Genomic DNA, 24,803 nt, shown 5'->3' with positions numbered 1-24,803 from the left:
TTACGGAACGACCGGCGCAAGCGCGCTTAGAACGTTCGACTGAAGGAAGACTATCACGCACACCACAATCAAGAAGCCGAAGCTCCAGCCGACGACCTTCTTGAAGATTTCGGACTCCTTGCCCTCCATGTTCACCGCAGTCGCGGCGATGGCGAGGGACTGCGGGGAGATCATCTTGCCCACGACGCCGCCGGTGGTGTTCGCAGCGAGCATGAGGTCCGGGTTGAGGCCTAGGTTGTTCGCGGCGGTGACCTGCAGGTTTGCGAATAGGGCGTTGGCGGAGGTGTCGGAGCCGGTGACTGCGACGCCGACCCAGCCGAGTACCGGGGAGAAGAAAGCGAACGCCGGGCCGAGGTTGGCGAAGAACTCGCCGATGGTCACGGTCTGGCCGGAGTAGTTCATCACGTACGCCAGGGCCAGCACCAGCACGATGGTCACTGCGGACCAGCGCATCTTCCACACCGTGTCCGTGAACTCCTTGCCCACCTGACCCCAGGTGAGGCTGTAGCGGCCGTTTTCGTTAAACACCATGTAGGCGATGGACACGATCAAAGCGGAAATGACCAGCAGCGTGCCCGGGTTGTTGATCCAGGCGAAGCTGTAGTCGCTGTTGACGGCTTCGCCGGAGGCGTCGAGAAGCTTGCCCTCCAAGCCCGGCCATGCGAAGGAGATCTTGAACTTGTTCAGCCACTCAGGGATGGTGCTGCCGAGGTTGGCCAAGCCGAAGATGACCACCACAACCGCGTACGGCATGAGCGCCATCCACACACGGTGGCCAGGCAGCTCCGCATCCGCGGTGCGCTCCGGCAGCTCAAGGCGTCGGCGCATCTCTTCAATGCCCTTCGGCTGCCAGAAACGTAGCAGCAGGAACGCCGCACCCAGTGCGACGATGCAGGCGACGACGTCGGTGAGCTGGTAGGCGAAGTAGTGGGAGGTCCACCACTTGGCCACCGCAAAGGTGAGGCCGATAGTGAACGCCGCCGGGGCGGTCTCGCGCACGCCGCGCCTGCCGTCGATGATCAGGGCGATGATGAACGGCACGAAGAACGACAGAATCGGGGTCTGGTTACCAATGATCGCCGCGATGTTTTCGGTCTGCTCGACCGTGCGGCCGCCGACCTCGCCGGCGGTGGTGATCGGGATGCCCACGGCGCCGAAGGCAACCGGAGCGGTGTTGGCAAGCAGGACCACGGTTGCGGCCTTGAGCGGCGGGATGCCCAGCGCCAGGATCATGGTGGCGGTGATGGCCACCGGCGCGCCAAAGCCTGCGAGCGCCTCGAGCAGGCCGCCGAAGCAGAATGCGATAAGCATGGCCTGGATGCGCACGTCGCCGTTGCCCATCTTGTCAAAGACGAGGCGCAGGTCCTCGAAGCGGCCGGAGGCCACCGTGATCTGGTAGAACCAGATGGCTGTCAGGATCACGAAGACGATGGGGAACAGGCCAAACAGGCCGCCGCGGAATGCGGAGGAGATGGCCATGGCGGTGGGCATGTTAAAGCCCAGGATGGCGACGAGGATGGCCACAACGAGTGCGACTGCTCCGGATGTGTGCGCGCGGGCCTTGAAGCCGAGCAGCATGATGAAGAATGTGAGCAACGGCAGGGTAGACACCAGTGCCGAGAGGCCCACGCTGCCACCGATCGCATCGGTGAAGACTTGGTATTGGTCCATGAAAGGCTCTTTCGAGTCAGGAACGGGCAATGACTGGGAAAACAATATGCCACTAGGGGGCTATAGGTGACGAATCGGAGGAGTTTAATTTGGTGTGACCTATGGCACTATGCTGGTAGCGGGCACGCTGCGTGCCGTGTCGGCGGGTGTTTTAAACTTGTGCCCCATGACGCCAGCTGAACTCGCAACCACCGTGAAAGAGGCCGCGACGCGCGTGCTCGCCGCCCACGACCTCGACGCATCCGTCGTCCCCGACACAGTCACCGTGGAGCGCCCCCGCAACCCCGAGCACGGTGACTACGCCACCAATATCGCGCTGCAGGTGGCGAAGAAGGCAGGTACTAATCCGCGTGAGCTTGCCGGCTGGCTTAGCGACGACCTTTCGGCGAACCCCGCGATTGAGTCCGCCGAAATCGCCGGCCCGGGCTTTATCAACCTGCGCCTAGCGGCAGACGCCCAGGGGCAGCTGGTTGCAAAGGTGCTTTCCGAGGGAGAGAAGTTCGGCCACTCGGACCTTTATGCCGGCGAGAAGGTCAACCTCGAGTTTGTTTCCGCCAACCCCACCGGGCCGATCCACCTCGGCGGCACCCGTTGGGCTGCGGTAGGCGACTCCCTTGGCCGGGTGCTGGAGGCGTCCGGCGCCGAGGTCACCCGCGAGTACTACTTCAACGACCACGGTGGGCAGATCGACCGCTTCTCGCGCTCGCTCGTCGCTGCGGCGAAGGGTGAGCCGACCCCGGAAGACGGCTACGGCGGCGATTACATCCGCGATATCGCGCAGGCCGTCGTTGAGACGCACCCGCACGCCCTTGAGGGCACGGACGCGGAGGTGCAGGAGACGTTCCGCGCGGTCGGTGTGGAGATGATGTTCGCGCAGATCAAGGCGTCCCTGCACGACTTCGGAGTGGACTTCGACGTCTACTTCCACGAAAACTCGCTGTTCGAGTCCGGCGCGGTGGACAAGGCCATTGCCACTTTGAAGGACAACGGCAACCTGTACGAGGCAGAAGGCGCTTGGTGGCTGCGCTCCACCGACTTCGGCGACGACAAAGACCGCGTTGTGCTGAAATCCGACGGTGACGCCGCCTACATCGCCGGCGACATCGCATACGTAGCTGACAAATTTGACCGTGGCCACACGTTGGCGATCTACATGCTCGGGGCCGACCACCACGGCTACATCGCGCGACTGCGGGCGGCGGCGCAGGCGTTGGGCTACAACGCCGACGCCGTGGAAGTGCTCATCGGCCAGATGGTCAATCTGGTGCGCGACGGCCAGGCTGTGAAGATGTCCAAGCGGGCCGGCACGGTGATTACGCTCGAGGATCTCGTAGACGCCATCGGCGTGGACGGCGCCCGCTACTCGCTGGTGCGCTCCTCCGTGGACTCGACGCTGGACATCGACCTTGATCTGTGGACGAAGCAGTCCTCCGACAACCCCGTCTACTACGTGCAGTACGCACACGCGCGGCTGTGCTCCATCGAGCGCAAGGCCATCGACGCCGGCATGAGCCCCAATACTGCGGCGGACGACATCGACCTATCGCTGCTCACCCACGACAGGGAGGGAGATTTGATCCGCACTCTCGGAGAGTTCCCGGCCGTGGTCCGGGCCGCAGCCGAGCTGCGGGAGCCCCACCGCATCGCCCGCTACACCGAAGAGTTGGCCAGCGCCTTCCACAAGTTTTACGACGCCTGCCAGATCCTGCCGAAGGCGGGGGAGACGCCGGAGCCGATCCACACCGCCCGCTTGGCGCTGGCGATGGCGTCCCGTCAGGTCGTCGCGAACGCGCTCGGCATGATCGGCGTGAGCGCACCGGAGCGGATGTAATGACCGTCTTCATCTCCACGCCGTATGAGAAAGACAGCGGCGACTTCAACGAACTGCCCGCCCACGTCTGGCCCCGCTGCGCGAAGCGCGAGGAGGACGGCGTGGTCACCATCGCGGGTGTGCCCCTGCCGGAGATCGCCGCGGACTATGGCACGCCCGTCGTAGTCATTGACGAAGACGACTTCCGCTCCAGGTGCCGCGACATGGCCGATGCGTTCCGCGCGCCGGAAAACGTGCATTACGCGTCCAAGGCGTTTTTAACCCGCCGGGTGGCGCGCTGGGTAGACGAGGAAGGTCTCGCCTTAGATGTGGCCAGCGAGAACGAGTTGCGCATCGCGCTGGCGGCGAACTTCCCGCCGCAGCGGATAACAGTGCACGGCAACAACAAGTCCGACGCGTTTTTGCGCCTGTGCGTGGAGTCCGAGGTCGGCCACGTGGTCATCGACTCGCATCAGGAGCTGGAGCAACTGGAAGCCGTCGCGAAGCAGGCAGGCGTGAAGCAGGACGTCTTCGTCCGCGTTAAGCCCGGCGTGGACGCGCACACGCACGAATTCATCGCCACAAGCCACGAGGACCAGAAATTCGGCATCTCTCTGGCAACGGGCGATGCGCTCGCGGCCGCTGTGGCCGCGATCCAGTCCGAATCACTGGAACTGACCGGCTTGCACTGCCACGTCGGCTCCCAGGTCTTCGACGCGGAGGGATTCAAGCTGGCCGCCGAGCGCGTGCTAGGCCTCTACGCGGAGATTTGGAAGACGCAGGGCGTCGCATTGGGCTATCTCGATCTCGGCGGAGGCTACGGCATCGCCTATATGCCGGGGGAGAAGCCGCTGGACGTCGCCGCAGTGGCCGCGGACCTGCTGGCGGCGGTGCAGGAGGTTGCGGACGATCTTGGGATCGCCGCGCCGACAGTAGTGGTCGAGCCGGGCAGAGCTATCGCCGGCCCGTCCGCGGTAACCGTCTACACCGCCGGCGTGATCAAGGACGTGGACACATCGTTTACCACCTCACGGCGCTACATCGCCGTCGACGGGGGCATGAGCGACAACATCCGCCCCTCGCTCTACGGCGCGCTGTACGACGCCCGGGTAGTCAACCGGTTTACCGACGGCAGCTCCACGGACACCCGGTTGGTCGGCTCCCACTGCGAGTCCGGGGACATCCTCGTCGAAGATGCGAGGTGGCCCGACGACATTGCGCCGGGAGACCTCATCGCTTTGGCGGCCACGGGTGCGTACTGCTACTCCATGGCCTCGAACTACAACGCGTTCGGCCGCCCGGCGGTGGTGTCGGTGCGCGGCGGGGAAGTGACGCCCATGGTGCGCCGGGAGACCGTCGAGGATCTCCTCGCGCGCGAATATTAATTGACCATCTGCGGAGCGCTACGCAATAGTAGACAAAGCGGTTCACCACAGATCCCCGCCACGCACGACGAAGGAGCACAACGCACATGACTTCTGCCACCGCCGAGGGGTACAACGGCAACTACCCGGGCAAGGGCATCGGCACCCCAGTTGGTGTCGCGGTGCTGGGCAAAGGCACCGTCGGCACCGAGGTGCTGCGCCTGATCGCTGAGTTCTCATCGAGTCTGGAGCACCGAATCGGCGGCCCGATCGAAGTGAGGGGGGTTGCGGTATCGGACGTCGATAAGCACAAGGACGCCCCTGAGATCCAGAGTGTGTACTTGACCGACAATGCCAGGGAGCTCGTCACCCGCGACGACGTGGATATCGTAGTCGAGCTCATCGGTGGAATCGACTACCCGCGTGAGCTCGTTCTTGAAGCCCTCAACGCCGGCAAGTCCGTCGTCACCGCCAATAAGGCTCTCGTGGCAGCGCACAGCGCTGAGCTTGCAGACGCCGCCAACGCCGCCGGAGTGGACCTGTACTACGAGGCTGCCGTCGCCGCCGCAATCCCCGTTGTGGGCATGCTGCGCCGCTCCCTCGCCGGGGACCAAGTGCAGCGCATCTCCGGCATCGTCAACGGCACCACCAACTTCATCCTCGACGCGATGACGACCACCGGAGCCAGCTATGAAGAGGCTTTGGCGGAGGCCACTCGCCTCGGCTACGCGGAGGCGGATCCAACCGCCGACGTTGAAGGGCACGACGCCGCTTCAAAGGCTGCGATCCTCGCGTCCATGGGTTTCCATACCCGCGTGACGTTCGACGACGTGTATTGCGAGGGCATTACTAAGGTCACCGCCGACGACATCGAGGCGGCTAAACAGTCCGACCAGACCATCAAGTTGCTAGCCATCTGCGAGCGCCTGGTGGACGAGGCCGGTAACACTACCGGCGTCAACGCCCGGGTCCACCCGACGCTCGTGCCAAACGAGCACCCGCTGGCCACGGTGGACAAGTCCTACAACGCGATCTTCGTTGAGGCCGAGGCTGCCGGCCGTCTGATGTTCTACGGCAACGGTGCCGGTGGCGCGCCGACTGCCTCGGCGGTGCTCGGCGACCTCGTCGGTGCCGCCCGCAACAAGGTCCACGGCGGACGTGCGCCGGCAGAGAACCCGTACGCCGACTACCCGGTCGTCGCCTTCGACGAGGTGAATACCCGCTACCACATCAATATGACGGTCAACGACCGCGTGGGTGTTTTGGCCGACCTCACCGCCCGCTTTGCCAAGGCCGGTATTTCCCTGTCGGCGGTGCGCCAGGAGGAGTCCGGCGACGAAGCCCACCTCATCGTTGTCACCCACGCTGCCCGGGAAGAGGATTTGCACGCGATTGTGGAGCAGCTCACGGGCCACGACGACGTGCAGACCGTCAATTCCGTCATCCGTCTGGATTCCTAAAAGGACTGCGATATGGCAATCGATCTGCAACCGGGCCTCAAGGTCAAGGTTACCGTCCCCGGATCTTCCGCGAACCTCGGTCCTGGCTTTGACACGCTCGGTCTCGCGCTGAGCATCTACGACACCGTGGAGGTCGAGGTCACTGAATCCGGCCTTGAGGTGGAGATTTTCGGCGAAGGAGCAGACGACCTTCCTCGAGACAGCTCCCACCTGGTGGTCAAGGCTATCCACTCCGGGCTCTCCGCCGCGGATGTCTCCGCGCCAGGGCTGCGCGTGGTGTGCCACAACTCCATCCCGCAGTCTCGCGGCCTCGGCTCGTCGGCAGCCGCAGCTGTCGCGGGTGTTGTCGCAGCTAACGCGCTAGCCGGCTCTCCGCTGGACCACGACGCGATCGTGCAGCTCTCGTCCGAGTTCGAGGGGCACCCCGACAACGCCGGCGCATCCGCCCTCGGCGGGGCAGTGGTGTCCTGGACGGACATCCCAGTCGACGGCCAGTCCAAGCCGTCGTACCGCGCGGTGCGCATTCCAGTCGACGATTCCATCAGGGCCGTCGCCCTGGTGCCGAATTTCCACGCGTCTACCAATGCGGTGCGCAAGGTGCTGCCCAGCCACGTCACGCACACGGACGCGCGCTTCAACGTCTCGCGCACCGCGGTGATGACGGCGGCCATCCAGCACCATCCTGAGCTGCTGTTCGAAGGCACCCGCGACCGCCTGCACCAGCCGTACCGCGCCGACGTGCTGCCGGTGACCGCGGAGTGGGTCAACCGCCTACGCAACCGCGGCCACGCCGCGTACCTTTCCGGTGCCGGTCCGACGGCGCTGGTGCTGACCACCAGCGCGGTTGAGCCGGCGCTTCTCGACGAAGCCCGCGAGGCCGGCCTCCGCGTCATTGAACTCGACGTCGCAGGACCCGCGACCGCGGAGCTGGTGCGCGACTGATTGTTGCAGCTCGTGCCCTGCGGCACTCGGGTCACCGGGGCCTGTGAAGTTGCGTTAGGGCGTCTTCCTCGGTCGGCTGCCCGGGCCGGGCAGGGCAATGATGTCGAACTCTTCGCGCTCGAGGTGCTTACGCAAATCCTTCTTGTCAAACTTGCCCACTGAGGTCTTGTCGATGCTGTCTACGAACGTCCAGTACTCCGGCGCCATCCACTTGGGCAGGACGTCGGCCAAGCTGGCGCGGAGGTGGGCGGCCGTCTCCTTCGTCGGCTCGACATCGGCGGTGAGTTTGGTAACTGCGAGGGGGCGCTCCCCCCACTTCTTGTCGGGGATGCCGATGACGGCGCATTCGATGACGTCGTCGGATTCCATGATCAGGTTTTCCACCTGGGCCGAGTAGATCCACTCGCCACCGGACCGGATCACGTCGCGCGCACGGTCGTAGAGGGTGAGGAAGCCGGCGTTGGTCACGGTGCCCACGTCGCCGGTACGGAGCCAGCCGTCGGCGGTGAAGTGGGCGCTGACGTCGTCGACGTCCTCGCCGCGGAACGAGGAGGCGAGCTCGCCCGGTTCCTGGGTTGGTGAGTGGTAGTAGCTGGCCGCCACCATGTTGCCGCGCACCTGGATTTCGCCCTGGGTGAGGTCGTTGGGGGCCATCACCCGGCCGTCGTTGACCACGCGATACTCGATCGTGGGCGCAAAACGACCCTGGGAGATGCGGTACGCCCAGCGTGCCTCACCCGATGCGCCGGACGGAGGCCTCGCGACGGTTCCCACGGTGGACGTCTCCGTCATGCCCCAGACGTGCACGACGTCGACGCCGTAGCGCTCCTCCCAGACCTTGATCAAGGCGGGTGGAGCGGGGGAGCCGCCCACGAAGATCTCCTGCAAACTCATCCGCTCCGGCGGATTGTGCAGGTAATGCACCATCAGCTGAATCCACAGCGTAGGCACGCCGTGGGCCACACGCGGGTGGGTGTTGGCGATCAGTTTGGCCAGGGTAGGGGCAGACATGTCGGAATCGGGCAGCACCAATGGCGTCCCGGCCAGGAAAGCGGCAAGGGGAACGCCCCAGCTGAGCACGTGATATATGGGGATGCAGCACAGGAATGTCTCACCGTGGGCCACGGCCAACGAGTCGGTTGCGCGCAAACCGGTCGCCTCCAACCACAAGGAGCGGTGCGAATACGCCACGCCTTTCGGTGCGCCTGTGGTGGCGGTGGAGTACACCAAGGCGGCGGCAGTGTTTTCGGGCAGCTCGGGCCAGGGGTAGGCCGTGGGGCGCCCGTCGAGAAGCTGCTCGTAGCTGTGCACCTCCACCGAGGGCGGCAGGTGCGAAGCGACGTCTTCAAGCGGGGCGACGCCCGTGAATGCGACCGCGCGCACGGAGGGGCACGACGGCAAAATCTTGCCGAGCTTTTCGGCGAGACGGGGATCGGCGACAATGACCTCGGACTCCGCGTGGTTGACCACGTACGCGATCTGGTCCGCCATGAGCTGGACGTTCAGGGGGTTGAACACCGCGCCTTTGGCCGCGACGGCAAACATGACCTCGATGTGTTCGGCGCAGTTGTATAGCAGTGTTGAAACTCGCTGGTCGCCGTCGATGCCGAGGTCGTTGTGCAGCGCGTTGGCAAAGGCGGCAGCACGGGCACCGATCTCTGCAAAGGTGGTTTCCTCCGCGCCGGATGCGCGCCACGTCGTGCACTTGGTGTTGGCGTGGGCGGTGGTACCGAACTCCAGAATTCTGGCGACGGAGAACGGCACCTCCTGCATCGTAGAAAGCATGCAGGCCATGTTAGCGCGGCGTTAGCGCGACCCCGATTAGCACAGGGCCTGGTATGCGCTACACTTTTGCGTGGATCGTGCGAATTGCACCCGCCCGGGGATTCCGGTTGAGGGTGCTGGCGGCGCAACCGGGAGGATCGTTTCCCCGGGCCCGCGAGATCCGGCCGGGCGTTGCAGCCCACCCCGAAAGACCGCACACGACCGCTACCGGCGTATGCACCCACCACACTGTTGGGCGCGATTTAGCGTTGGCTTAGCGACGAAAGGACACACGTGACCGATACCGGCACCACGGCAGACCTTGCCAAAATGAAGCTTCCGGAACTGCGAAAGCTCGCCGCCGAGCAGGGACTCAAGGGGATCTCTGGGCTCCGCAAGGGGGAACTCATCCAGGCCATCACCACCGGGCAAGTGCCGCGTAAGGCTGCGCCCGAGCAAAGAGCCGAGCAGGCGGCCCCACAGAAGGCCGAGCAAACGGCCGACGCCAAGGGTGAGGGCAGGGTTGAGAAGACTGATGAGACTGGGGAGTCTGGGGCCGCCGAGTCGGGCGATGACGAGGATTCCCGCGGCGGCTCCCGCTCCGCGGCCCGGCGCGCACGCCGTAACCGCGCACGCTCGCAGCACGACGAGCAAGATCAGCAGCGCGACCACAACCGCTCGGAGCAGGCAGGCCAGGACGATGAGCGTCGCGATGACGCTCAGGGTGATGGCGAGCGCGGCGACGAGCAGCGAGGTGGGCGTAACCGGGGCGGCCAGCGCAACCAGAACCGCGACAACCAGCACCACGACAACAACCACCACCACGATGACGACGGTCAGGGTGGCGGCCGTCGTGGACGTCGGGGGCGCCGGAACAGGAACCGGAACCGGGATAACAACCACAACAACGGCGGTAACAACAACGACCAGCACTTCGACCCGGAAGACCTACAGGAGGTCGCCGGCATCGCGGACGTGCAGGACAACGGCTCGGCGTTCATCCGCACGACCGGCTACCGCCAGTCCAACGCGGACGTGTACGTGCCGCAGAAGCTGGTGCGCCAGTCCGGCCTGCGCTCCGGTGACGCGGTGATGGGCCAAGTTCGCGCAAACGGCCAGTCCCACCAACAGGGCAACGGGCGCAACCGCCGCAGCTACAACCAGGTTGTGCGGGTGGACTCCATCAACGGCCAGACGCCGGAGGCTGCGAAGGGGCGCAAAGAGTTCCACAAGCTCACGCCGCTGTACCCGAACCGTCGCCTGCGTTTGGAGACGGAGCCGAAGATCCTGACCACCCGCGTGATCGACTTGGTCATGCCGATTGGTAAGGGCCAGCGCGCGCTGATTGTCTCCCCGCCGAAGGCCGGCAAGACGACCATTCTGCAGAACATCGCCAACGCGATCGCCACGAACAACCCGGAGTGCTACCTCATGGTCGTGCTTGTGGACGAGCGCCCTGAGGAAGTCACGGACATGCAGCGCAGTGTCAACGGCGAGGTCATTGCCTCGACGTTCGACCGCCCGCCGTCAGAGCACACTGCGGTGGCCGAGCTGGCCATCGAGCGCGCCAAGCGTCTGGTGGAAATGGGCCAGGATGTGGTGGTCCTACTCGATTCCATTACCCGCCTGGGCCGCGCGTACAACAACTCGTCGCCGGCGTCGGGGCGCATTCTTTCCGGCGGTGTGGACTCCAACGCGCTCTACCCGCCGAAGCGGTTCTTGGGTGCGGCACGCAATATCGAGGAGGGCGGCTCGCTCACCATCATCGCCACCGCCATGGTGGAGACCGGTTCGGCAGGCGACACCGTGATCTTCGAGGAGTTCAAGGGCACCGGCAACGCGGAGCTGAAGCTGGACCGCAAGATAGCGGAGCGCCGCGTGTTCCCGGCCGTGGACGTCAACCCGTCTGGCACGCGAAAGGACGAGCTGCTGATGAGCCCGGAGGAGGCGCGCGTGATGCATAAGCTGCGCCGCATCCTCTCTGCGCTGGATCCGCAGCAATCCATCGACATGCTGATCAAGCAGCTGAAGAAGACGAAGTCCAACGGCGAGTTCCTCATGGGCGTGGCCAACTCCGCGCCGATGGCGCAGACCGAGACCGAGGAGGAGTACTCCTAATGGCAGAGAAATCGCAGGTTTCGCTTGTCGACGACTACGTGGCCGAGTACCAGGGCATCCAGGCCCAGATGGGCGACCCGGAAGTCGCCGGCGACCAGGACCAGTTCCGCAAGCTGTCCAAGCGCTACGCGGAGCTGCAGCCGATCATCAACGTCTACAACGACCTGACTCAGGCGCAGGACGACCACGAGGCCGCAGCCGAGATGGCGTCTGAGGACAAGGAGTTCGCCGACGAGGCGCAGCGCCTTGAAGGCGAGATCGTGCGCCTCGAGGAGGAGCTTGCAGATTTGCTCGCTCCCCGCGACGAGCACGACGGCGACGACGTGATCATGGAGCTCAAGGCCGGTGCAGGTGGCGAAGAGGCCGCCTTGTTCGCCGGCGACCTTGCCCGCATGTACCAGAAGTACTGCGAAAAGCACTCGCTGACCTGGGAGGTCCTGGACGTTGCGGAGTCTGATCTCGGCGGCGTGAAGGACATGACTGTGGCGGTGAAGTCCAAGAATCCGTCGCGTGACGGTGCGTGGTCGAAGCTGAAGTTCGAGGGTGGCGTGCACCGCGTGCAGCGTATCCCCGTCACCGAGTCGCAGGGGCGTATCCAAACGTCTGCGGCCGGTGTCTACGTCTTCCCGGAGGCGGACGAGATCGAAAGCGTCAACATCGACGAGAAGGACCTGCGCGTCGATGTCTACCGTTCCTCCGGTAAGGGCGGCCAGGGTGTGAACACCACCGACTCCGCCGTGCGCATCACGCACCTGCCCACCGGTATTGTGGTGACCTGCCAGAATGAGCGTTCTCAAATTCAGAACCGCGCCCGCGCTATGCAGGTGCTGCAGGCCCGCCTGGACCAGCTGGAGCGGGAGAAGGCGGAGGCCGAGGAGGCAGAAGGCCGCGCGTCCCAAGTGCGTACCATGGACCGCTCGGAGCGCATCCGCACGTACAACTGGCCGGAAAACCGCATCTCGGACCACCGCATCAACTACAAGTCCAACAACCTTGATTCGGTGTTGGACGGCAACATGGATGACCTGATCTCCGCGCTGCAGACCCATGAGCGCCAGGAACGCCTTGAAGCGGAGTAGCCTCCGCGACATCATCGCCCGCGCCGCGCACACCCTTGCCGGCGCGGGTGTCGCGTCGCCGGAGGTGGACGCGCGAATCCTTGCGGCCCAGCTTCTCGGCGTTGCGCCGATGGAGCTCATGTTCGCGGACGCACCGGCGAGCTTCGAGCGGGACTACGACGAACTCGTAAGCCGCCGCGCGACGCGAGAGCCCCTGCAACACATCATCGGCTCCGCACCGTTTTACGGTGTCGACCTCGCCGTCGGGCCGGGTGTGTTCATCCCGAGGCCCGAAACCGAGGTGCTGGCAGATTGGGCGGTGCGTTTGCTTCACGACGCACCTACGGCCCCCACCGTTGTCGATCTCGGATCCGGTTCTGGTGCCCTGGCCATTGCGGTGGCCCGGGCGATACCGGCTGCCTCTGTTTACGCTGTCGAACGATCCGCGGCCGCACGCGCTTTCCTAGACCGCAACGTGGCCAAGTATGCCCCCCAGGTAACCGTGGTGCCGGGCGACATGACTGACGCAAAACTCCTGCCTGGTCTCGACGGGGCGGTGGACCTTGTGGTGACAAACCCGCCTTACGTGCCGGAGACGCCAACGCTGCAGGCGGAGGTGTACGCAGATCCGCGCGAAGCAGTCTTTTCGGGCGCGGATGGGATGGATGCGATTCGGGACCTTCTGCCCGTGGCGAACCGGTTGCTGCGCAGCGGGGGAGCGATCGGCGTAGAACACGATGACACGACCTCGGCGGCCGTGCAGGACGCTTTCAAGTCCGCCGGATTTGGCGATGTCCGAGTGAAGGAGGATCTGGCGGGGCGGGCCAGGTTTGTCACGGCGAGTAAGCTAGCCCGGTAACTGCCAGCCTGCCGCAAGGAGCGATCATGAGGGAAACGTTCGACTGCCTCGACCCGCAGAGGCGCGAGGACGGCATTCGCGCCGCCGCCGATGCGGTTCGCGCTGGCCACTGCGTCGTGTTGCCCACGGATACGGTGTACGGCATCGGCTGCGACGCGTTCAACAACGACGCGGTGGCGACACTGCTTGCCACGAAACACCGGGGTCCGGATATGCCGGTGCCGGTACTTGTCGGATCCTGGGTGACCATTCAGGGTCTGGTGCGGGAATTTACTGAGACAGCAAAGACCCTCGTGGAGGCGTTCTGGCCGGGCGGCCTGTCCATCGTGGTGCCGGAGGCGCCGAGCTTGCCATGGAACCTCGGAGACACCCGTGGCACCGTCTTGCTGCGCATGCCCAACCAGCCACTCGCACTCGAGCTCTTGCAGGAGACCGGGCCCATGGCGGTGTCTTCCGCCAACATCTCAGGAAATCCGCCGGCAACTACTGCAACCGAAGCTCGTCAGCAGTTCGGCGATGCCGTGGGGATCTACCTCGATGGGGGCACTGCGGAGGTGGGGGAGCCGTCAACGATCATCGACTTATCCCGTCCTAATCCTGTGATTCTGCGCGAGGGGGCGATTCCCTCCGAGCGCATTGGTGAAGTCCTTGGACTTGACCCGGAGAGTATGCGGAGGAAGTAGTCGCCGATGAACGCCTCCGGTGTTCCCCTTCGAGAATTGGGCCTCGTGCTCCTCGTCGCTGCGGCGGTGACGTATCTGGCCACCGGCCCGGTGCGATCCCTCCTCGTGCGTACGGGCCGCGTAGCGGAAATCCGCACCCGGGACGTGCACACCCAGCCGACCCCGTCGCTAGGCGGATTAGCCATGTTCACCGGGTTCCTTGCCGCGTACGCCCTAGCACAGCAACTGCCGGCGCTGACACGCGGCTTTGCGCCCGTGACACCGGAGATGACGGCAGTGCTCGTTGGTGGCCTAGCTATTGTGCTGGTGGGGGTGGTAGACGACCTCTATGAGCTGCGGGCCTTGACCAAATTGATCGGGCAGTTTGCGGCCGCCATCCTGATGACCGCGCTGGGCATCGTATTCACGGTGTTCTACGTGCCATTCGGCGAGGGCACGACGCTGATTCTGGATCAAGCCCAGGGCATGGTCTTCAGTGCGCTGTTTACGGTGCTGTTGATCAACGCAGTGAACTTCGTCGATGGCATCGACGGATTAGCGGCTGGCCTGGGAATGATCGCCGGTTCCGCAATCTTGCTCTACTCGCTAGCGGTGCTGCACGACCAAGGCGGGGCAGTGTCGGCCTACCCGCCAGCAATCATCTGCGCCATCCTGGTGGGCATCTGTGCGGGCTTTCTCCCCCATAACTTTGAACCGGCGAGGATTTTCATGGGGGACTCCGGGGCGATGCTGATCGGGCTGCTGCTGGCCGCCGCATCAGTGTCCGCCTCGGGCAAGATCAACATGTCCCTCTACGGTGCTGCAGACCTTGTGGCGCTGGTCAGCCCGATCATCGTCGTGCTCGCGGCAATCGCCCTGCCAGTGCTCGATTTGGTGTGGGCCGTAGTGCGGCGCACAGCAAAGGGGCAGAGCCCATTCGCCGCCGATGCCGGCCACATTCATCACCGGCTTCTGCGTCTCGGCCATACGCACCGGCGCACCGTGCTCGTGCTCTATATGTGGGTCTCGGCCGTCGCGTTTGGCGCTGTGAGTTTCTCCATCGTGCCCGTGAAGGTGGCTATGGCGCTCAGCGCGACCGCGCTCGTGTTGGCGTTCCTGCTCACCCTCGTGCCGCTTGCCAAAGGCAAGATTGGGCCGTCAGGTGTGACGTCGCCAAGCAAAAGCTAGTATGAGCCAGCGTGAAACCGCTTGAAGTAAACGACACCTCCTCGATGTCTGACCACCGCCGACCGCTTGTCCGTGCGCTGAAGGTGGCGGGCTGGGCGCTCGTCGCGCTCACCGTCGTGTCACTGATGGCGTGGGGTGCAGCCCGAGAGATCCCCGGGATCTGGGCGGTGCTGATGGGCGTCGCGGTGGGCGGCAGCTTTGTCTTGTTAACGGCGGTGTCGGTGCTGGTTACCTCGAACTCCTCACCCAGCGCCACAATGGCCGTCGTGCTCGGCGGGTGGCTTCTGAAGATGGGTGTGCTCGTACTGTTTTTACTGTGGATTCGCGGCTTCAACTTTTACGACCACAAGGCGTTTGGCGTGACCACCATCGCCGCGCTGGTGGTCGCTCTGGCAGCGGAGACCTGGGGCGTAATCACCACCCGCACCACGTACCTGGACTAGGTGTCCGCGTTCTCTGTGACAGACCTAACAACCAGCCGAAAATGCGCCGGAGCTGGGTAGTTGCGGTAGCCAGTGGGCTGGGGTGGCATGTCGGGGGGACAACCACACAGGTAAAACCTACTTTGCTCGCATGGCCTGTTAGGATAACCGCTGGGTTTGTTCCGAGTCGATATCAACCCTGATAAGCAGGGGAAACCGGCGTGGGAACGACATCCCCTGTCCCCGCGGAAGCAGATGTGCGACGGAGTCCGCCGCGGAGGCAGTCTATGTTGAAAACGTCCATCGCACCGCGCGCCGGTCAAACCGGCGTGCGGCCCGAGAACGGGAGAGAACGCTGAGCGTTACAACTTTGGCCATGAAGGGTGAATTCCACGCACCTTCGCTTGGTCCAGAATTTTTCCCGGGGCAGACGTTCGGCCAGCTCATTGGTGAAGATTTTGCCAATGGATGGTTCGCACTCGACCGCATCATGCTCGTCCGCCTGTTCATGGCGGCGATCCTGGTGCTCCTCTTTGTTATTGCCTTCCGGAACCCGAAGCTGGTTCCCAAGGGCCTGCAGAATGTCGCCGAGATCGGTGTCGATTTCGTCCGCGTCCAAATCGCGGAGGACACGCTGGGGAAGAAGGACGGCAAGCGGTTCCTGCCGCTGCTGTGCACCATCTTCTTCACCACGCTGTTCATGAACGTGGCCACGATCATCCCGGGCCTGAACATCTCGCCTAACGCGCGCATCGGTATGCCGATCGTTATGGCGGTTGCGGCCTATATCGCAATGATCTACGCCGGTGTGAAGCGTTACGGCATCGCATACTTCAAGCACTCGACGGTGATTCCCGGCCTTCCGCCGCTGCTCCACCTCCTGGTGGTGCCGATCGAGTTCTTCTCGACGTTCATTCTGCGTCCGGTCACCCTGGCTCTTCGTCTTATGGCGAACTTCCTGGCTGGCCACATCATTCTCGTCCTGCTGTACTCCGCCACGAACTTCTTCTTCTGGCAGCTGAACGCATGGACGGCAGTGAGTGGCCTGACCCTCATCGCAGCGTTGCTGTTCACCGCGTACGAGTTGATCATCATCTTCCTGCAGGCGTATATCTTCGCCCTGCTGACTGCGGTGTACATCGAGCTGTCGCTGCACGCGGATGCGCACTAACAAAGCGCGACCACACGGCCAACTGAATAACCCCACCATCTGTCACTTGCTCGCCCGCAGCCCGCGGGGGAGCGCCTAGAAAGGGAACGACTTTCACATGAACGACATCATTCTTGCCCAGGCAGCGGAGACCGTGAACCGTTACGAGGGTCTCGGCACCATCGGCTACGGCCTCGCAACCATCGGCCCGGGCATCGGTATCGGCATGCTCGTCGGCAAGACCGTCGAGGGCATGGCTCGCCAGCCGGAGATGGCTGGTCAGCTGCGCACCACCATGTTCCTGGGTATCGCCTTCGTTGAGGCACTTGCCCTGATCGGCCTCGTTGCCGGCTTCCTGTTCTAAAAACGAGAACGACTAACCCCGTACATTTTTTAGATCAGGAGCATCCAATGACTAACGTCACTGCATTCCTCGTGGCCGCTGAGGGCCACGAGACGCTGCCGGGGGAGAGTGAACCCTCCATTCTTCTGCCGGCCGCGTACGACGTGGTTTGGTCTCTTGTCGTTTTCATCATCGTCGGCCTACTTTTTGCGAAGTATGTCATTCCGAAGTTCCAGGAAGTGCTGGCGGAGCGCGAGGACCGAATCAAGGGCGGCATCGAGCGTGCTGAGGTCGCCCAAAAGGAAGCCAAGGCTGCCCTGGAGAAGAACAACGCCGAGCTTGCGGAGGCGCGCCACGAGGCCGCTGAGATCCGTGAAGCTGCCCGCGCCCGCGGCAAGGAAATCGAGGCCGAGTCTCGTGCCCGCGCTGAGGAGGAGGCCCGCCGCATCATCGACTCCGGTGAGAAGCAGCTGCAGGCATCCCGCGAGCAGGTTGTCGCTGAACTGCGCAACGAGATGGGCCAGAACTCCATCTCGCTTGCGGAGCGTTTGCTGGGCACCGAGCTGTCGGATTCGACCCGCCGCTCGAACACGATCGACGAGTTCCTGAGCGAACTCGACCACGTGTCGACGAGGAAGTAGGCGAGATGAAGGCAGCTAGTCGCGAAGCACAGTCGCACGTTACGGGCAAGCTCGATGAGCTGATCCGGAACGCCGACAATTCCGTCGCCGTGGCTGCGCAGATCGGCACCGAGCTGTTCCTCATCGTGGATCAGCTCGACACCGAGCGCGCACTGCGAGTCGCCGTTGCTGACACGTCGCTTGAAGCATCCCAGCGGGAAGGCATCATCCGCGACGTTTTTGGCAGCAAGGTTGCGGAGCCCACCTTGAACATCCTGACGGCTGCAGCGCAGCAGGAGTGGTCGACCCCACGCGAGTTCCGCGCTGGTTTGGTCAACCTCGGCCGGCACGCACTGGAGCTGGGAGCCAAGGAACAGGGTCAGCTGGAGCAGGTGGAGGACGAACTCTACGAGCTCTCCGTACTGCTGGAGGGGGAGAAGGAGCTTACCCAGCTGCTCTCCGACCGCACCGCGACCCCGGCGCAGAAGCGCGGACTGTTGGCTAGCGTGATTTACGGCAAGGTGACGATGTTCACCGAGGCACTGGCCCTGCAGGTCATCGGACGCCCGAACCACAACCCCGTCGACGACTTGGCCGAGTTGGCTGCTGGCGTGGCGGAGCTGCGTGGTAAGGCTGTCGCACGCGTGAAGGTCGCTGAGGCTCTCAGCGATACCCAGCGCGATGCATTGGCCCGCAAGCTGGAGCAGATTTACGGTCGCGAGATGGCCATCCACTCTGAGGTTGACCCCAGCCTCCTCGGCGGAATGGTTGTCCGTGTGGGCGATGAAGTCATCGACGGTTCGACGCGCGGCAAGATTAACCGCCTTCGCACCGACATGGCGGCTCAGGCGACCAAATAGAAAACAACATGCTGGAAGAAACTACCGAGAGCAGGAAGAACATGGCGGAGCTGACGATCTCCTCCGATGAGATCCGTAGCGCGATAGCGAACTACACCTCGAGCTACTCCGCGGAGGCCTCCCGTGAGGAGGTCGGCGTGGTGACTTCGGCTGCAGATGGTATTGCCCAGGTTTCCGGGCTGCCAGGCTGCATGACGAACGAGCTGCTCGAGTTCCCGAACGGCGTCATCGGCGTCGCACAAAACCTCGAGACCGATTCCATCGGTGTCGTGGTGCTGGGTAATTTTGAGACCCTTTCCGAGGGCGATGAAGTCAAGCGGACGGGCGAGGTTCTCTCGATCCCGGTCGGCGAGAACTTCCTCGGCCGCGTGATCAACCCCCTGGGCCAGCCGATCGACGGCCTGGGGCCCATCGAGTCCAATGAAGAGCGTGCCCTGGAGCTCCAGGCCGCAGGCGTGCTCGACCGCCAGCCGGTCGAGGAGCCGCTGCAGACCGGTATGAAGGCGATCGACGCCATGACGCCGATCGGCCGCGGCCAGCGCCAGCTCATCATCGGCGACCGCAAGACCGGTAAGACCGCAGTCTGCATCGACACCATCCTTAACCAGAAGGAATACTGGGAGACCGGTGACCCGTCGAAGCAGGTCCGCTGCATCTACGTCGCCGTCGGCCAGAAGGGCTCCACCATCGCCGGTGTACGCCAGACACTGGAGGAGAACGGCGCGCTGGAGTACACCACCATCGTGGCTGCGCCGGCGTCTGACTCCGCCGGTTTCAAGTGGCTGGCGCCGTTCTCTGGTGCAGCCCTTGGCCAGCACTGGATGTACCAGGGCAAGCACGTCCTGGTCATTTATGATGACCTGACCAAGCAGGCCGAGGCATACCGTGCCATCTCCCTGCTGCTTCGCCGCCCGCCGGGCCGTGAGGCTTACCCGGGCGACGTGTTCTACCTGCACTCCCGCCTGCTCGAGCGCGCAGCGAAGCTCAACGACGAGCTCGGTGCGGGCTCCCTGACCGCTCTGCCGATCATCGAGACGAAGGCGAACGACGTGGGTGCCTTCATTCCGACCAACGTCATCTCGATTACCGACGGCCAGGTTTTCCTGCAGTCTGACCTCTTCAACCAGGGTGTCCGCCCGGCTATCGACGTAGGTATCTCCGTGTCCCGCGTCGGTGGCGCCGCGCAGACCAAGGGCATGAAGAAGGTCGCCGGTAACCTCCGTCTCGATCTCGCCGCGTACCGCGACCTGGAGGCGTTCGCCGCCTTCGCGTCCGACCTCGACGCCGCTTCCAAGAAGCAGCTCGAGCGCGGCCAGCGTCTGGTCGAGCTGCTGAAGCAGTCCGAGCACGCGCCACAGCCCGTTGAGTTCCAGATCATTTCGATCTGGGCCGCGAACCAGGGCGTCTTCGACGTCGTTCCCGTCGAGGACGTTCGCCGCTACGAGACCGAGCTGCACGAGTCCATCCGTGCCAATGCACCGCAGGTCTACGACCAGATTGCGGGCGGCAAGCAGCTCGACGACGAGTCGCAGTCCGCGATCCTGCGCGTCAACGAGGATCTGGCTCGCAACTTCCAGGCTTCGTCGGGCGAGCGCATCGTCCGTGAGGCCGAGGCAGAGCCGCTGGATTCCAAGGCCGTCGACAAGAACCAGCTCAACGTCAGCCGCTCCTAGATCGCGATAGCGCTTCTAGGACTACTACTTAAAGGAAGGGAGGAAACACCATGGCAACGCTTCGCGAATTGCGCGACCGCATCCGGTCCGTCAACTCAACGAAGAAGATCACTAAGGCCCAGGAACTGATCGCTACTGCGCAGATCACCAAGGCCCAGCAGCGCGTCGAGGCGGCCAAGCCGTACGCCGACGAGCTGAAAGAAGTCATGGAACGCCTCGCGTCCGCGAGCTCCCTGGCCCACCCCATGCTCCACGAGCGTGAGAACGGCCGGGTCGCGGCAATCCTCGTGGTCACTTCTGACCGCGGTATGGCCGGCGGTTACAACCACAACGTCTTGAAGAAGGCGGCGCAGCTGGAGCGCATGCTCACCGACGCCGGGTACGAGGTAGTTCGCTACGTCACCGGCAACAAGGGTGTCACGCACTTCAAGTTCCGCGACATGGACGTTGCTGGCGCTTGGACCGGGTTCTCGCAGCAGCCGTCGTGGGATGATACCCACGGTGTCCGCCACCAGATCATCGAAGGCTACATGGCTGGCTCCGAAGGCACCGTGCCGCTGCACGTTGACGGAGCCGAAGGCGCCACCGTTCGCGGTTTTGACGTCGTGCACGTGGTCTACACCGAGTTCGTCTCCATGCTCTCGCAGGAGGCCCGCGTCACCCAGCTTCTGCCCATTGAGCCGGTTCTGGAGGAGTTCAAGTACGAGCAGCAGGACATGCTGACCACCTCCGGCGAGGTGGCCCCGGACATGAACTTCGAGCCCGACGCGGACACGCTGATGGACGAGTTGCTCCCGGTGTACGTCTCTAGGTTGCTCTACTCGATCTTCCTGGAGTCTGCCGCCGCGGAGTCGGCTTCGCGCCGCACGGCCATGAAGAATGCGACGGATAACGCTACGGAGCTGGCTAACGACCTGTCCCGTGAAGCTAACCAAGCCCGTCAGGCAAAGATCACCCAGGAAATCACCGAGATTATCGGCGGCGCTGGTGCGTTGTCCGGTAGTGGAGAAAGTGACTAAATCATGACAACTGCTCACTCTTTTGATGAGCGCAACGACGAGCTGGCGGGTGCGGAGCTTACCGAGTCCGACGCACAGGCCGCTGCTCCGGCCGAGAACACTCAGAACCCGCGCGGTTCCGAGAACGGCCGAGTCGTGCGCGTCATTGGCGCAGTCGTCGACGTGGAGTTCCCGCGTGGCGAGCTGCCCGCTCTGTACAACGCGCTCGAGGTTGACATCGACCTCGGCGAAATGTCCAAGACCATCGTGCTCGAGGTCGCCCAGTTCCTGGGCGACAACCTCGTGCGCACCATCGCCATGGCTCCGACGGACGGCCTCGTCCGCGGCGCCAAGGTGGCAGACTCCGGCAACCCGATCTCCGTGCCAGTGGGCGACCAGGTGAAGGGCCACGTGTTCAACGCGCTCGGCCAGTGCCTTGACGACCCGTCGGTGGGCCAGACCGGTGAGCGCTGGGGCATCCACCGCGAGCCGCCGGCGTTCAAGGACCTCGAGGGTAAGACCGAGATCCTGGAGACCGGTATCAAGGTCATCGACCTGCTCACCCCGTACGTGAAGGGCGGCAAGATCGGCCTGTTCGGCGGTGCTGGTGTGGGCAAGACCGTGCTGATCCAGGAGATGATTACGCGTATCGCTCGCGAGTTCTCCGGTACCTCGGTCTTTGCCGGCGTCGGCGAGCGTACCCGTGAGGGCACCGACCTCTTCCTCGAGATGGAAGACATGGGCGTGCTGCCCGATACCGCGCTTGTTTTCGGCCAGATGGACGAGCCGCCGGGGGTCCGCATGCGCGTGGCCCTGTCCGGCCTGACCATGGCGGAGTACTTCCGCGATGTGCAGAACCAGGACGTGCTGCTGTTCATCGACAACATCTTCCGTTTCACCCAGGCGGGTTCTGAGGTGTCGACCCTGTTGGGCCGCATGCCTTCTGCCGTGGGTTACCAGCCGACCCTTGCGGACGAGATGGGTGTGCTCCAGGAGCGCATTACCTCGACGAAGGGCCGCTCGATTACCTCGCTGCAGGCTGTCTACGTGCCGGCGGACGACTACACTGACCCGGCCCCGGCGACCACCTTCGCCCACCTGGATGCGACCACCGAGCTGTCTCGTTCGATCGCGTCGAAGGGTATTTACCCGGCGGTGGATCCGCTGACTTCCACGTCCCGCATTCTCGAGCCGGGCATCGTGGGCGAGCGCCACTACGCCGTCGCGCAGAAGGTCATCGGCATCCTGCAGAAGAACAAGGAGCTGCAGGACATCATCGCCATTCTTGGTATGGACGAGCTGTCCGAGGAAGACAAGATCACCGTGCAGCGCGCGCGTAAGATCCAGCGCTTCCTGGGCCAGAACTTCTTCGTGGCGAAGAAGTTCACCGGCGACGAGGGCTCCTACGTTCCGCTGGAGGAGACGATCGACGCGTTCGATCGCCTCTGCGAGGGCGAGTTCGACCACTACCCGGAGCAGGCCTTCAATGGTCTCGGCGGTCTGGACGACGTCGAGGCTGCGTACAAGAAGCTGCAGGCGTAGGAGGGTAGAACATGGCTGAACTTACCGCTCAACTGGTCGCGGTCGACCGCATGCTCTGGAAAGGGCAAGCGAGCATCGTCACCGCCCAGACCACGGAGGGTGAGATCGGCATCCTTCCTGGCCACGAGCCGCTCCTTGGCCAGCTCAAGGACAACGGTGTGGTGACCATCCGCCCGGTGGACGGCGAGCGCATCGTTGCCGCCGTCCAGGGTGGCTTCCTGTCCGTTGTGGGCGACAAGGTGACCATTCTGGCGGACTTTGCCATCTTCGCCGACGAGGTGGACACTGCTGACGCGGAGTCCCACCTCAACGACGAGGACAGCACCGTCAAGGCGCGGTCCGAGGCACAGCTTGCCGCGGTTCGCCGCAAGGGCCAGTAAACGGTCTGGTAGGGAAGGCACAAACGCCGACCGCCACGCATTCACCCCCTCCCGGAAAATCGGGAGGGGGTGTTTTGCTTCCGTGAGATATGATCATCCACGAAGTCTATCCAGCGTGGTCGAGGAGGTTGGGCCGGGATGATTGTGGTGGCAAGCAGCGCAGCGCTCGTCCTGGTCGTCCTCGCCGCGGCTGCGGCGTGGCGCTTCGCGATGGTGCGTAACTCTGGTGCCCGGGCGATGATGCGCGAGCTACCGGCGGAGGGGGTCCATGGGTGGCGCCACGGTGTCTTGCGCTACGACGGGGAGCGGCTGCTGTTTTTCAAGCTGCGATCTTTGACGTTCCATCACGACATCGAGCTTGATCGGCGGGGAGTCGCATTCGAGGGTTTTAGGAACGTGACCGAGGATGAAAGCGAGTTCATGCCAGAAATCGGTCACGTCCTCCGTTTCTCCGGCCCGATGGGCGATTTTGAGTTCGCCGCTGATCGCCACAGCGAGATGGGCCTGATCTCCTGGGTGGAGGCCGCACCCGATGCGCGCAAGGAGCGTATCGACGTGCATTCGCTCGCCCAGCGCGCCCAGCGCGATTCCGGGCAGCGGTAACCCAGCTGTACCCTGAGCTGCATGCGTCTCGTCATTGCTCGTTGCTCCGTGGATTACGTCGGCCGCCTTGATGCGCACCTGCCGGAAGCCATGCGCCTCATCATGGTGAAAGCTGACGGCTCGGTGTCTGTCCACGCGGACGACCGCGCCTATAAGCCCTTGAACTGGATGACCCCGCCGTGCACGACTCGCGTCGAAAATGTGGTGGACGTGGATGGGGAAGACACGGGCGAGCAGGTGTGGATCGTGGAGAACCCGAAGGGGGAGCAGCTACGCATCACGCTGTCCGAGGTGCTGCTGGATGAGACGAGGGAACTCGGTGTGGACCCTGGCTTGGTCAAAGATGGTGTGGAGTCCCACCTGCAGGAGCTGCTGGCTGAGCACATCACGACCCTGGGTGAGGGGGTGACCTTGGTGCGTCGCGAGTACCCCACGGCCATCGGCCCGGTCGATATCCTCGCCCGCGACCCCGAAGGCGGAACCCTTGCTGTGGAGGTGAAGCGGCGGGGCGGTATCGACGGCGTTGAGCAGCTGTCGCGCTATGTGGAGCTGCTCAACCGCGACGAGTTGCTGCGGCCTGTGCGGGGGGTCTTTGCCGCCCAGGAGATCAAGCCGCAGGCGCGCACGCTGGCCGGGGACCGCGGCTTCGAGTGCGTGACGCTAGATTACGACGAGCTGCGCGGCATCGAGTCGGCAGAGCTGCGGCTGTTCTAATGCCCAGGAAGAACCGGCGCCAGTATCAAGCCCCTCGCTACGTGCTGCCGCGAGACGGCTCAACGTTCATCGGCACCCAGGAGATGGAAGGGCCGAGGTGGACCCACGGCGAGATTTTTAAGGTCCGCCAGATCGGGTCCGCGGCGGCTACGAAGTACTACGTGTGCCCGGGCTGCAACCAGAACATCCCGCCGGGTGTGGCGCACGTCGTGGCCTGGCCGCGCGATACCGGGCGGGGCGCGGACGACCGCAGGCACTGGCACGAGCACTGCTGGGAGCGGCGCTAGACTTGGTCGCATGATTGCAGCGTTTTCTGTGGCTCCGACCATGACACACAATTCCAATGCGGAGATGTCCGACATTGTCGCTAGGGCTGTGAAGGTGGTTCGTGAGTCGGGCCTTCCGCACGAGACCACGGCGATGTTCACCACCATTGAGGGGGAGTGGGACGAGGTGATGGACGTGATCAAGCGGGCCACCCAGGCGGTGGAGGAGGTCTCTCCGCGAGTGTCTTTGGTAGTCAAGGCGGATATTCGCCCGGGGTACGAGAATATGCTGCACCAGAAGGTGGAGTCTTTGAACAAGCACTTGGAGGCGTAGAA

Annotated in this window: 24 protein-coding genes; 22 read left to right on the top strand and 2 right to left on the bottom strand. The window is 63.9% G+C overall.

Features of this window, described 5'->3' with window-relative positions; translation table 11 throughout:
* The gene (locus HMA55_RS06750; protein ID WP_181192307.1) at nucleotides 1-1,671 is read right to left on the bottom strand and encodes an L-lactate permease; all 1,671 of its coding nucleotides are present in this window, start codon (nucleotides 1,669-1,671) and stop codon (nucleotides 1-3) included.
* 166 nt (nucleotides 1,672-1,837) lie between these two features.
* On the opposite strand from HMA55_RS06750, the gene argS reads away from it, so the two are divergent.
* From argS to thrB, 4 genes are all read left to right on the top strand, one after another.
* Complete coding sequence (argS, locus tag HMA55_RS06745; protein ID WP_181192306.1) at nucleotides 1,838-3,502, top strand: arginine--tRNA ligase; 1,665 nt, start codon at nucleotides 1,838-1,840, stop codon at nucleotides 3,500-3,502.
* Nucleotides 3,502-4,866 carry a diaminopimelate decarboxylase gene (gene lysA / locus HMA55_RS06740; protein WP_181192305.1) on the top strand — a complete coding sequence of 455 codons (1,365 nt, stop codon included), beginning with the start codon at nucleotides 3,502-3,504 and terminating at the stop codon, nucleotides 4,864-4,866. The genes argS and lysA overlap by 1 nt, the downstream gene beginning before the upstream one ends.
* 86 nt (nucleotides 4,867-4,952) lie before the next feature.
* Nucleotides 4,953-6,305: a homoserine dehydrogenase gene (locus tag HMA55_RS06735; RefSeq protein ID WP_181192304.1), complete on the top strand. Its 1,353-nt coding sequence runs from the start codon at nucleotides 4,953-4,955 to the stop codon at nucleotides 6,303-6,305.
* 12 nt (nucleotides 6,306-6,317) lie between these two features.
* Complete coding sequence (gene thrB, locus HMA55_RS06730; protein WP_181192303.1) at nucleotides 6,318-7,247, top strand: homoserine kinase; 930 nt, start codon at nucleotides 6,318-6,320, stop codon at nucleotides 7,245-7,247.
* A gap of 54 nt (nucleotides 7,248-7,301) precedes the next feature.
* Here thrB and HMA55_RS06725 read toward each other — a convergent pair whose 3' ends face one another.
* A complete protein-coding gene (locus HMA55_RS06725; RefSeq protein WP_181192302.1) occupies nucleotides 7,302-9,032 on the bottom strand; it encodes a long-chain fatty-acid--CoA ligase in 1,731 nt (576 codons plus the stop codon).
* Between the two features lie 309 nt (nucleotides 9,033-9,341).
* On the opposite strand from HMA55_RS06725, the gene rho reads away from it, so the two are divergent.
* The 18 genes from rho (at nucleotide 9,342) to HMA55_RS06635 (ending at nucleotide 24,801) form a co-directional block, all read left to right on the top strand.
* Nucleotides 9,342-11,129, top strand: a complete 1,788-nt coding sequence (gene rho, locus HMA55_RS06720; RefSeq protein ID WP_219910470.1) for a transcription termination factor Rho — start codon at nucleotides 9,342-9,344, stop codon at nucleotides 11,127-11,129.
* The gene (gene prfA, locus HMA55_RS06715; RefSeq protein ID WP_181192300.1) at nucleotides 11,129-12,208 is read left to right on the top strand and encodes a peptide chain release factor 1; all 1,080 of its coding nucleotides are present in this window, start codon (nucleotides 11,129-11,131) and stop codon (nucleotides 12,206-12,208) included. Before rho ends, prfA begins: the two co-directional genes overlap by 1 nt.
* Complete coding sequence (prmC, locus tag HMA55_RS06710; protein ID WP_181192299.1) at nucleotides 12,177-13,046, top strand: peptide chain release factor N(5)-glutamine methyltransferase; 870 nt, start codon at nucleotides 12,177-12,179, stop codon at nucleotides 13,044-13,046. Before prfA ends, prmC begins: the two co-directional genes overlap by 32 nt.
* A 26-nt stretch (nucleotides 13,047-13,072) precedes the next feature.
* Nucleotides 13,073-13,729 (top strand): L-threonylcarbamoyladenylate synthase, encoded by a 657-nt coding sequence (locus HMA55_RS06705; RefSeq protein WP_181192298.1) that lies wholly within the window; start codon nucleotides 13,073-13,075, stop codon nucleotides 13,727-13,729.
* A gap of 6 nt (nucleotides 13,730-13,735) precedes the next feature.
* Nucleotides 13,736-14,896, top strand: a complete 1,161-nt coding sequence (locus tag HMA55_RS06700) for an MraY family glycosyltransferase (protein ID WP_181192297.1) — start codon at nucleotides 13,736-13,738, stop codon at nucleotides 14,894-14,896.
* Between the two features lie 44 nt (nucleotides 14,897-14,940).
* Nucleotides 14,941-15,339 (top strand): hypothetical protein, encoded by a 399-nt coding sequence (locus HMA55_RS06695; RefSeq protein ID WP_181192417.1) that lies wholly within the window; start codon nucleotides 14,941-14,943, stop codon nucleotides 15,337-15,339.
* Nucleotides 15,340-15,694: 355 nt separating this feature from the next.
* Complete coding sequence (gene atpB / locus HMA55_RS06690) at nucleotides 15,695-16,489, top strand: F0F1 ATP synthase subunit A (RefSeq protein ID WP_181192296.1); 795 nt, start codon at nucleotides 15,695-15,697, stop codon at nucleotides 16,487-16,489.
* A 97-nt stretch (nucleotides 16,490-16,586) separates the two neighbouring features.
* Nucleotides 16,587-16,832, top strand: a complete 246-nt coding sequence (locus tag HMA55_RS06685) for an ATP synthase F0 subunit C (RefSeq protein ID WP_034999811.1) — start codon at nucleotides 16,587-16,589, stop codon at nucleotides 16,830-16,832.
* A 47-nt stretch (nucleotides 16,833-16,879) separates the two neighbouring features.
* Entirely contained in the window at nucleotides 16,880-17,452 is a 573-nt protein-coding gene (locus tag HMA55_RS06680) for a F0F1 ATP synthase subunit B (protein WP_181192295.1), read from the top strand.
* Nucleotides 17,453-17,457: 5 nt separating this feature from the next.
* On the top strand, nucleotides 17,458-18,291 hold the full coding sequence (locus HMA55_RS06675) for a F0F1 ATP synthase subunit delta (RefSeq protein ID WP_181192294.1): 834 nt from the start codon (nucleotides 17,458-17,460) through the stop codon (nucleotides 18,289-18,291).
* An 8-nt stretch (nucleotides 18,292-18,299) separates the two neighbouring features.
* Nucleotides 18,300-19,964, top strand: coding sequence for a F0F1 ATP synthase subunit alpha (gene atpA, locus HMA55_RS06670; RefSeq protein WP_181192293.1), 1,665 nt, complete (start codon nucleotides 18,300-18,302; stop codon nucleotides 19,962-19,964).
* A 50-nt stretch (nucleotides 19,965-20,014) separates the two neighbouring features.
* Nucleotides 20,015-20,983 (top strand): F0F1 ATP synthase subunit gamma, encoded by a 969-nt coding sequence (locus tag HMA55_RS06665; protein ID WP_181192292.1) that lies wholly within the window; start codon nucleotides 20,015-20,017, stop codon nucleotides 20,981-20,983.
* Between the two features lie 3 nt (nucleotides 20,984-20,986).
* Complete coding sequence (atpD, locus tag HMA55_RS06660; protein WP_235961835.1) at nucleotides 20,987-22,504, top strand: F0F1 ATP synthase subunit beta; 1,518 nt, start codon at nucleotides 20,987-20,989, stop codon at nucleotides 22,502-22,504.
* An 11-nt stretch (nucleotides 22,505-22,515) separates the two neighbouring features.
* On the top strand, nucleotides 22,516-22,884 hold the full coding sequence (locus tag HMA55_RS06655; protein ID WP_181192291.1) for a F0F1 ATP synthase subunit epsilon: 369 nt from the start codon (nucleotides 22,516-22,518) through the stop codon (nucleotides 22,882-22,884).
* Nucleotides 22,885-23,022: 138 nt separating this feature from the next.
* On the top strand, nucleotides 23,023-23,487 hold the full coding sequence (locus tag HMA55_RS06650) for a DUF2550 domain-containing protein (RefSeq protein ID WP_181192290.1): 465 nt from the start codon (nucleotides 23,023-23,025) through the stop codon (nucleotides 23,485-23,487).
* A gap of 21 nt (nucleotides 23,488-23,508) precedes the next feature.
* Complete coding sequence (gene nucS / locus HMA55_RS06645) at nucleotides 23,509-24,201, top strand: endonuclease NucS (RefSeq protein ID WP_181192289.1); 693 nt, start codon at nucleotides 23,509-23,511, stop codon at nucleotides 24,199-24,201.
* Complete coding sequence (locus HMA55_RS06640; RefSeq protein ID WP_181192288.1) at nucleotides 24,201-24,488, top strand: hypothetical protein; 288 nt, start codon at nucleotides 24,201-24,203, stop codon at nucleotides 24,486-24,488. The genes nucS and HMA55_RS06640 overlap by 1 nt, the downstream gene beginning before the upstream one ends.
* Nucleotides 24,489-24,498: 10 nt before the next feature.
* Nucleotides 24,499-24,801, top strand: coding sequence for an MTH1187 family thiamine-binding protein (locus HMA55_RS06635; RefSeq protein ID WP_181192287.1), 303 nt, complete (start codon nucleotides 24,499-24,501; stop codon nucleotides 24,799-24,801).
* The last annotated feature ends 2 nt before the right edge of the window (nucleotides 24,802-24,803 follow it).

Origin of the sequence: Corynebacterium wankanglinii (genome assembly GCF_013601005.1) — a bacterium.
Classification (GTDB): Bacteria; Actinomycetota; Actinomycetes; order Mycobacteriales; family Mycobacteriaceae; genus Corynebacterium; species Corynebacterium wankanglinii.
The sequence above is the reverse complement of the archived record's forward strand: the minus strand, read 5'-3'. Positions and strand labels throughout refer to the sequence as shown.

What these genes read in the sequence shown, in the direction of transcription:
- nucS (WP_181192289.1), top strand. Translation starts at nt 23,509, where the DNA reads ATGCGTCTCGTCATTGCTCGTTGCTCCGTGGATTACGTCGGCCGCCTT.
- HMA55_RS06700 (WP_181192297.1), top strand. Translation starts at nt 13,736, where the DNA reads ATGAACGCCTCCGGTGTTCCCCTTCGAGAATTGGGCCTCGTGCTCCTC.
- HMA55_RS06685 (WP_034999811.1), top strand. Translation starts at nt 16,587, where the DNA reads ATGAACGACATCATTCTTGCCCAGGCAGCGGAGACCGTGAACCGTTAC.
- HMA55_RS06680 (WP_181192295.1), top strand. Translation starts at nt 16,880, where the DNA reads ATGACTAACGTCACTGCATTCCTCGTGGCCGCTGAGGGCCACGAGACG.
- argS (WP_181192306.1), top strand. Translation starts at nt 1,838, where the DNA reads ATGACGCCAGCTGAACTCGCAACCACCGTGAAAGAGGCCGCGACGCGC.
- HMA55_RS06705 (WP_181192298.1), top strand. Translation starts at nt 13,073, where the DNA reads ATGAGGGAAACGTTCGACTGCCTCGACCCGCAGAGGCGCGAGGACGGC.
- thrB (WP_181192303.1), top strand. Translation starts at nt 6,318, where the DNA reads ATGGCAATCGATCTGCAACCGGGCCTCAAGGTCAAGGTTACCGTCCCC.
- HMA55_RS06655 (WP_181192291.1), top strand. Translation starts at nt 22,516, where the DNA reads ATGGCTGAACTTACCGCTCAACTGGTCGCGGTCGACCGCATGCTCTGG.
- lysA (WP_181192305.1), top strand. Translation starts at nt 3,502, where the DNA reads ATGACCGTCTTCATCTCCACGCCGTATGAGAAAGACAGCGGCGACTTC.
- HMA55_RS06640 (WP_181192288.1), top strand. Translation starts at nt 24,201, where the DNA reads ATGCCCAGGAAGAACCGGCGCCAGTATCAAGCCCCTCGCTACGTGCTG.
- atpD (WP_235961835.1), top strand. Translation starts at nt 20,987, where the DNA reads ATGACAACTGCTCACTCTTTTGATGAGCGCAACGACGAGCTGGCGGGT.
- atpA (WP_181192293.1), top strand. Translation starts at nt 18,300, where the DNA reads ATGCTGGAAGAAACTACCGAGAGCAGGAAGAACATGGCGGAGCTGACG.
- atpB (WP_181192296.1), top strand. Translation starts at nt 15,695, where the DNA reads ATGAAGGGTGAATTCCACGCACCTTCGCTTGGTCCAGAATTTTTCCCG.
- HMA55_RS06635 (WP_181192287.1), top strand. Translation starts at nt 24,499, where the DNA reads ATGATTGCAGCGTTTTCTGTGGCTCCGACCATGACACACAATTCCAAT.
- HMA55_RS06750 (WP_181192307.1), bottom strand. Translation starts at nt 1,671, where the DNA reads ATGGACCAATACCAAGTCTTCACCGATGCGATCGGTGGCAGCGTGGGC.
- prfA (WP_181192300.1), top strand. Translation starts at nt 11,129, where the DNA reads ATGGCAGAGAAATCGCAGGTTTCGCTTGTCGACGACTACGTGGCCGAG.
- HMA55_RS06695 (WP_181192417.1), top strand. Translation starts at nt 14,941, where the DNA reads ATGTCTGACCACCGCCGACCGCTTGTCCGTGCGCTGAAGGTGGCGGGC.
- HMA55_RS06675 (WP_181192294.1), top strand. Translation starts at nt 17,458, where the DNA reads ATGAAGGCAGCTAGTCGCGAAGCACAGTCGCACGTTACGGGCAAGCTC.
- prmC (WP_181192299.1), top strand. Translation starts at nt 12,177, where the DNA reads ATGAGCGCCAGGAACGCCTTGAAGCGGAGTAGCCTCCGCGACATCATC.
- rho (WP_219910470.1), top strand. Translation starts at nt 9,342, where the DNA reads ATGAAGCTTCCGGAACTGCGAAAGCTCGCCGCCGAGCAGGGACTCAAG.
- HMA55_RS06725 (WP_181192302.1), bottom strand. Translation starts at nt 9,032, where the DNA reads ATGCTTTCTACGATGCAGGAGGTGCCGTTCTCCGTCGCCAGAATTCTG.
- HMA55_RS06735 (WP_181192304.1), top strand. Translation starts at nt 4,953, where the DNA reads ATGACTTCTGCCACCGCCGAGGGGTACAACGGCAACTACCCGGGCAAG.
- HMA55_RS06650 (WP_181192290.1), top strand. Translation starts at nt 23,023, where the DNA reads ATGATTGTGGTGGCAAGCAGCGCAGCGCTCGTCCTGGTCGTCCTCGCC.
- HMA55_RS06665 (WP_181192292.1), top strand. Translation starts at nt 20,015, where the DNA reads ATGGCAACGCTTCGCGAATTGCGCGACCGCATCCGGTCCGTCAACTCA.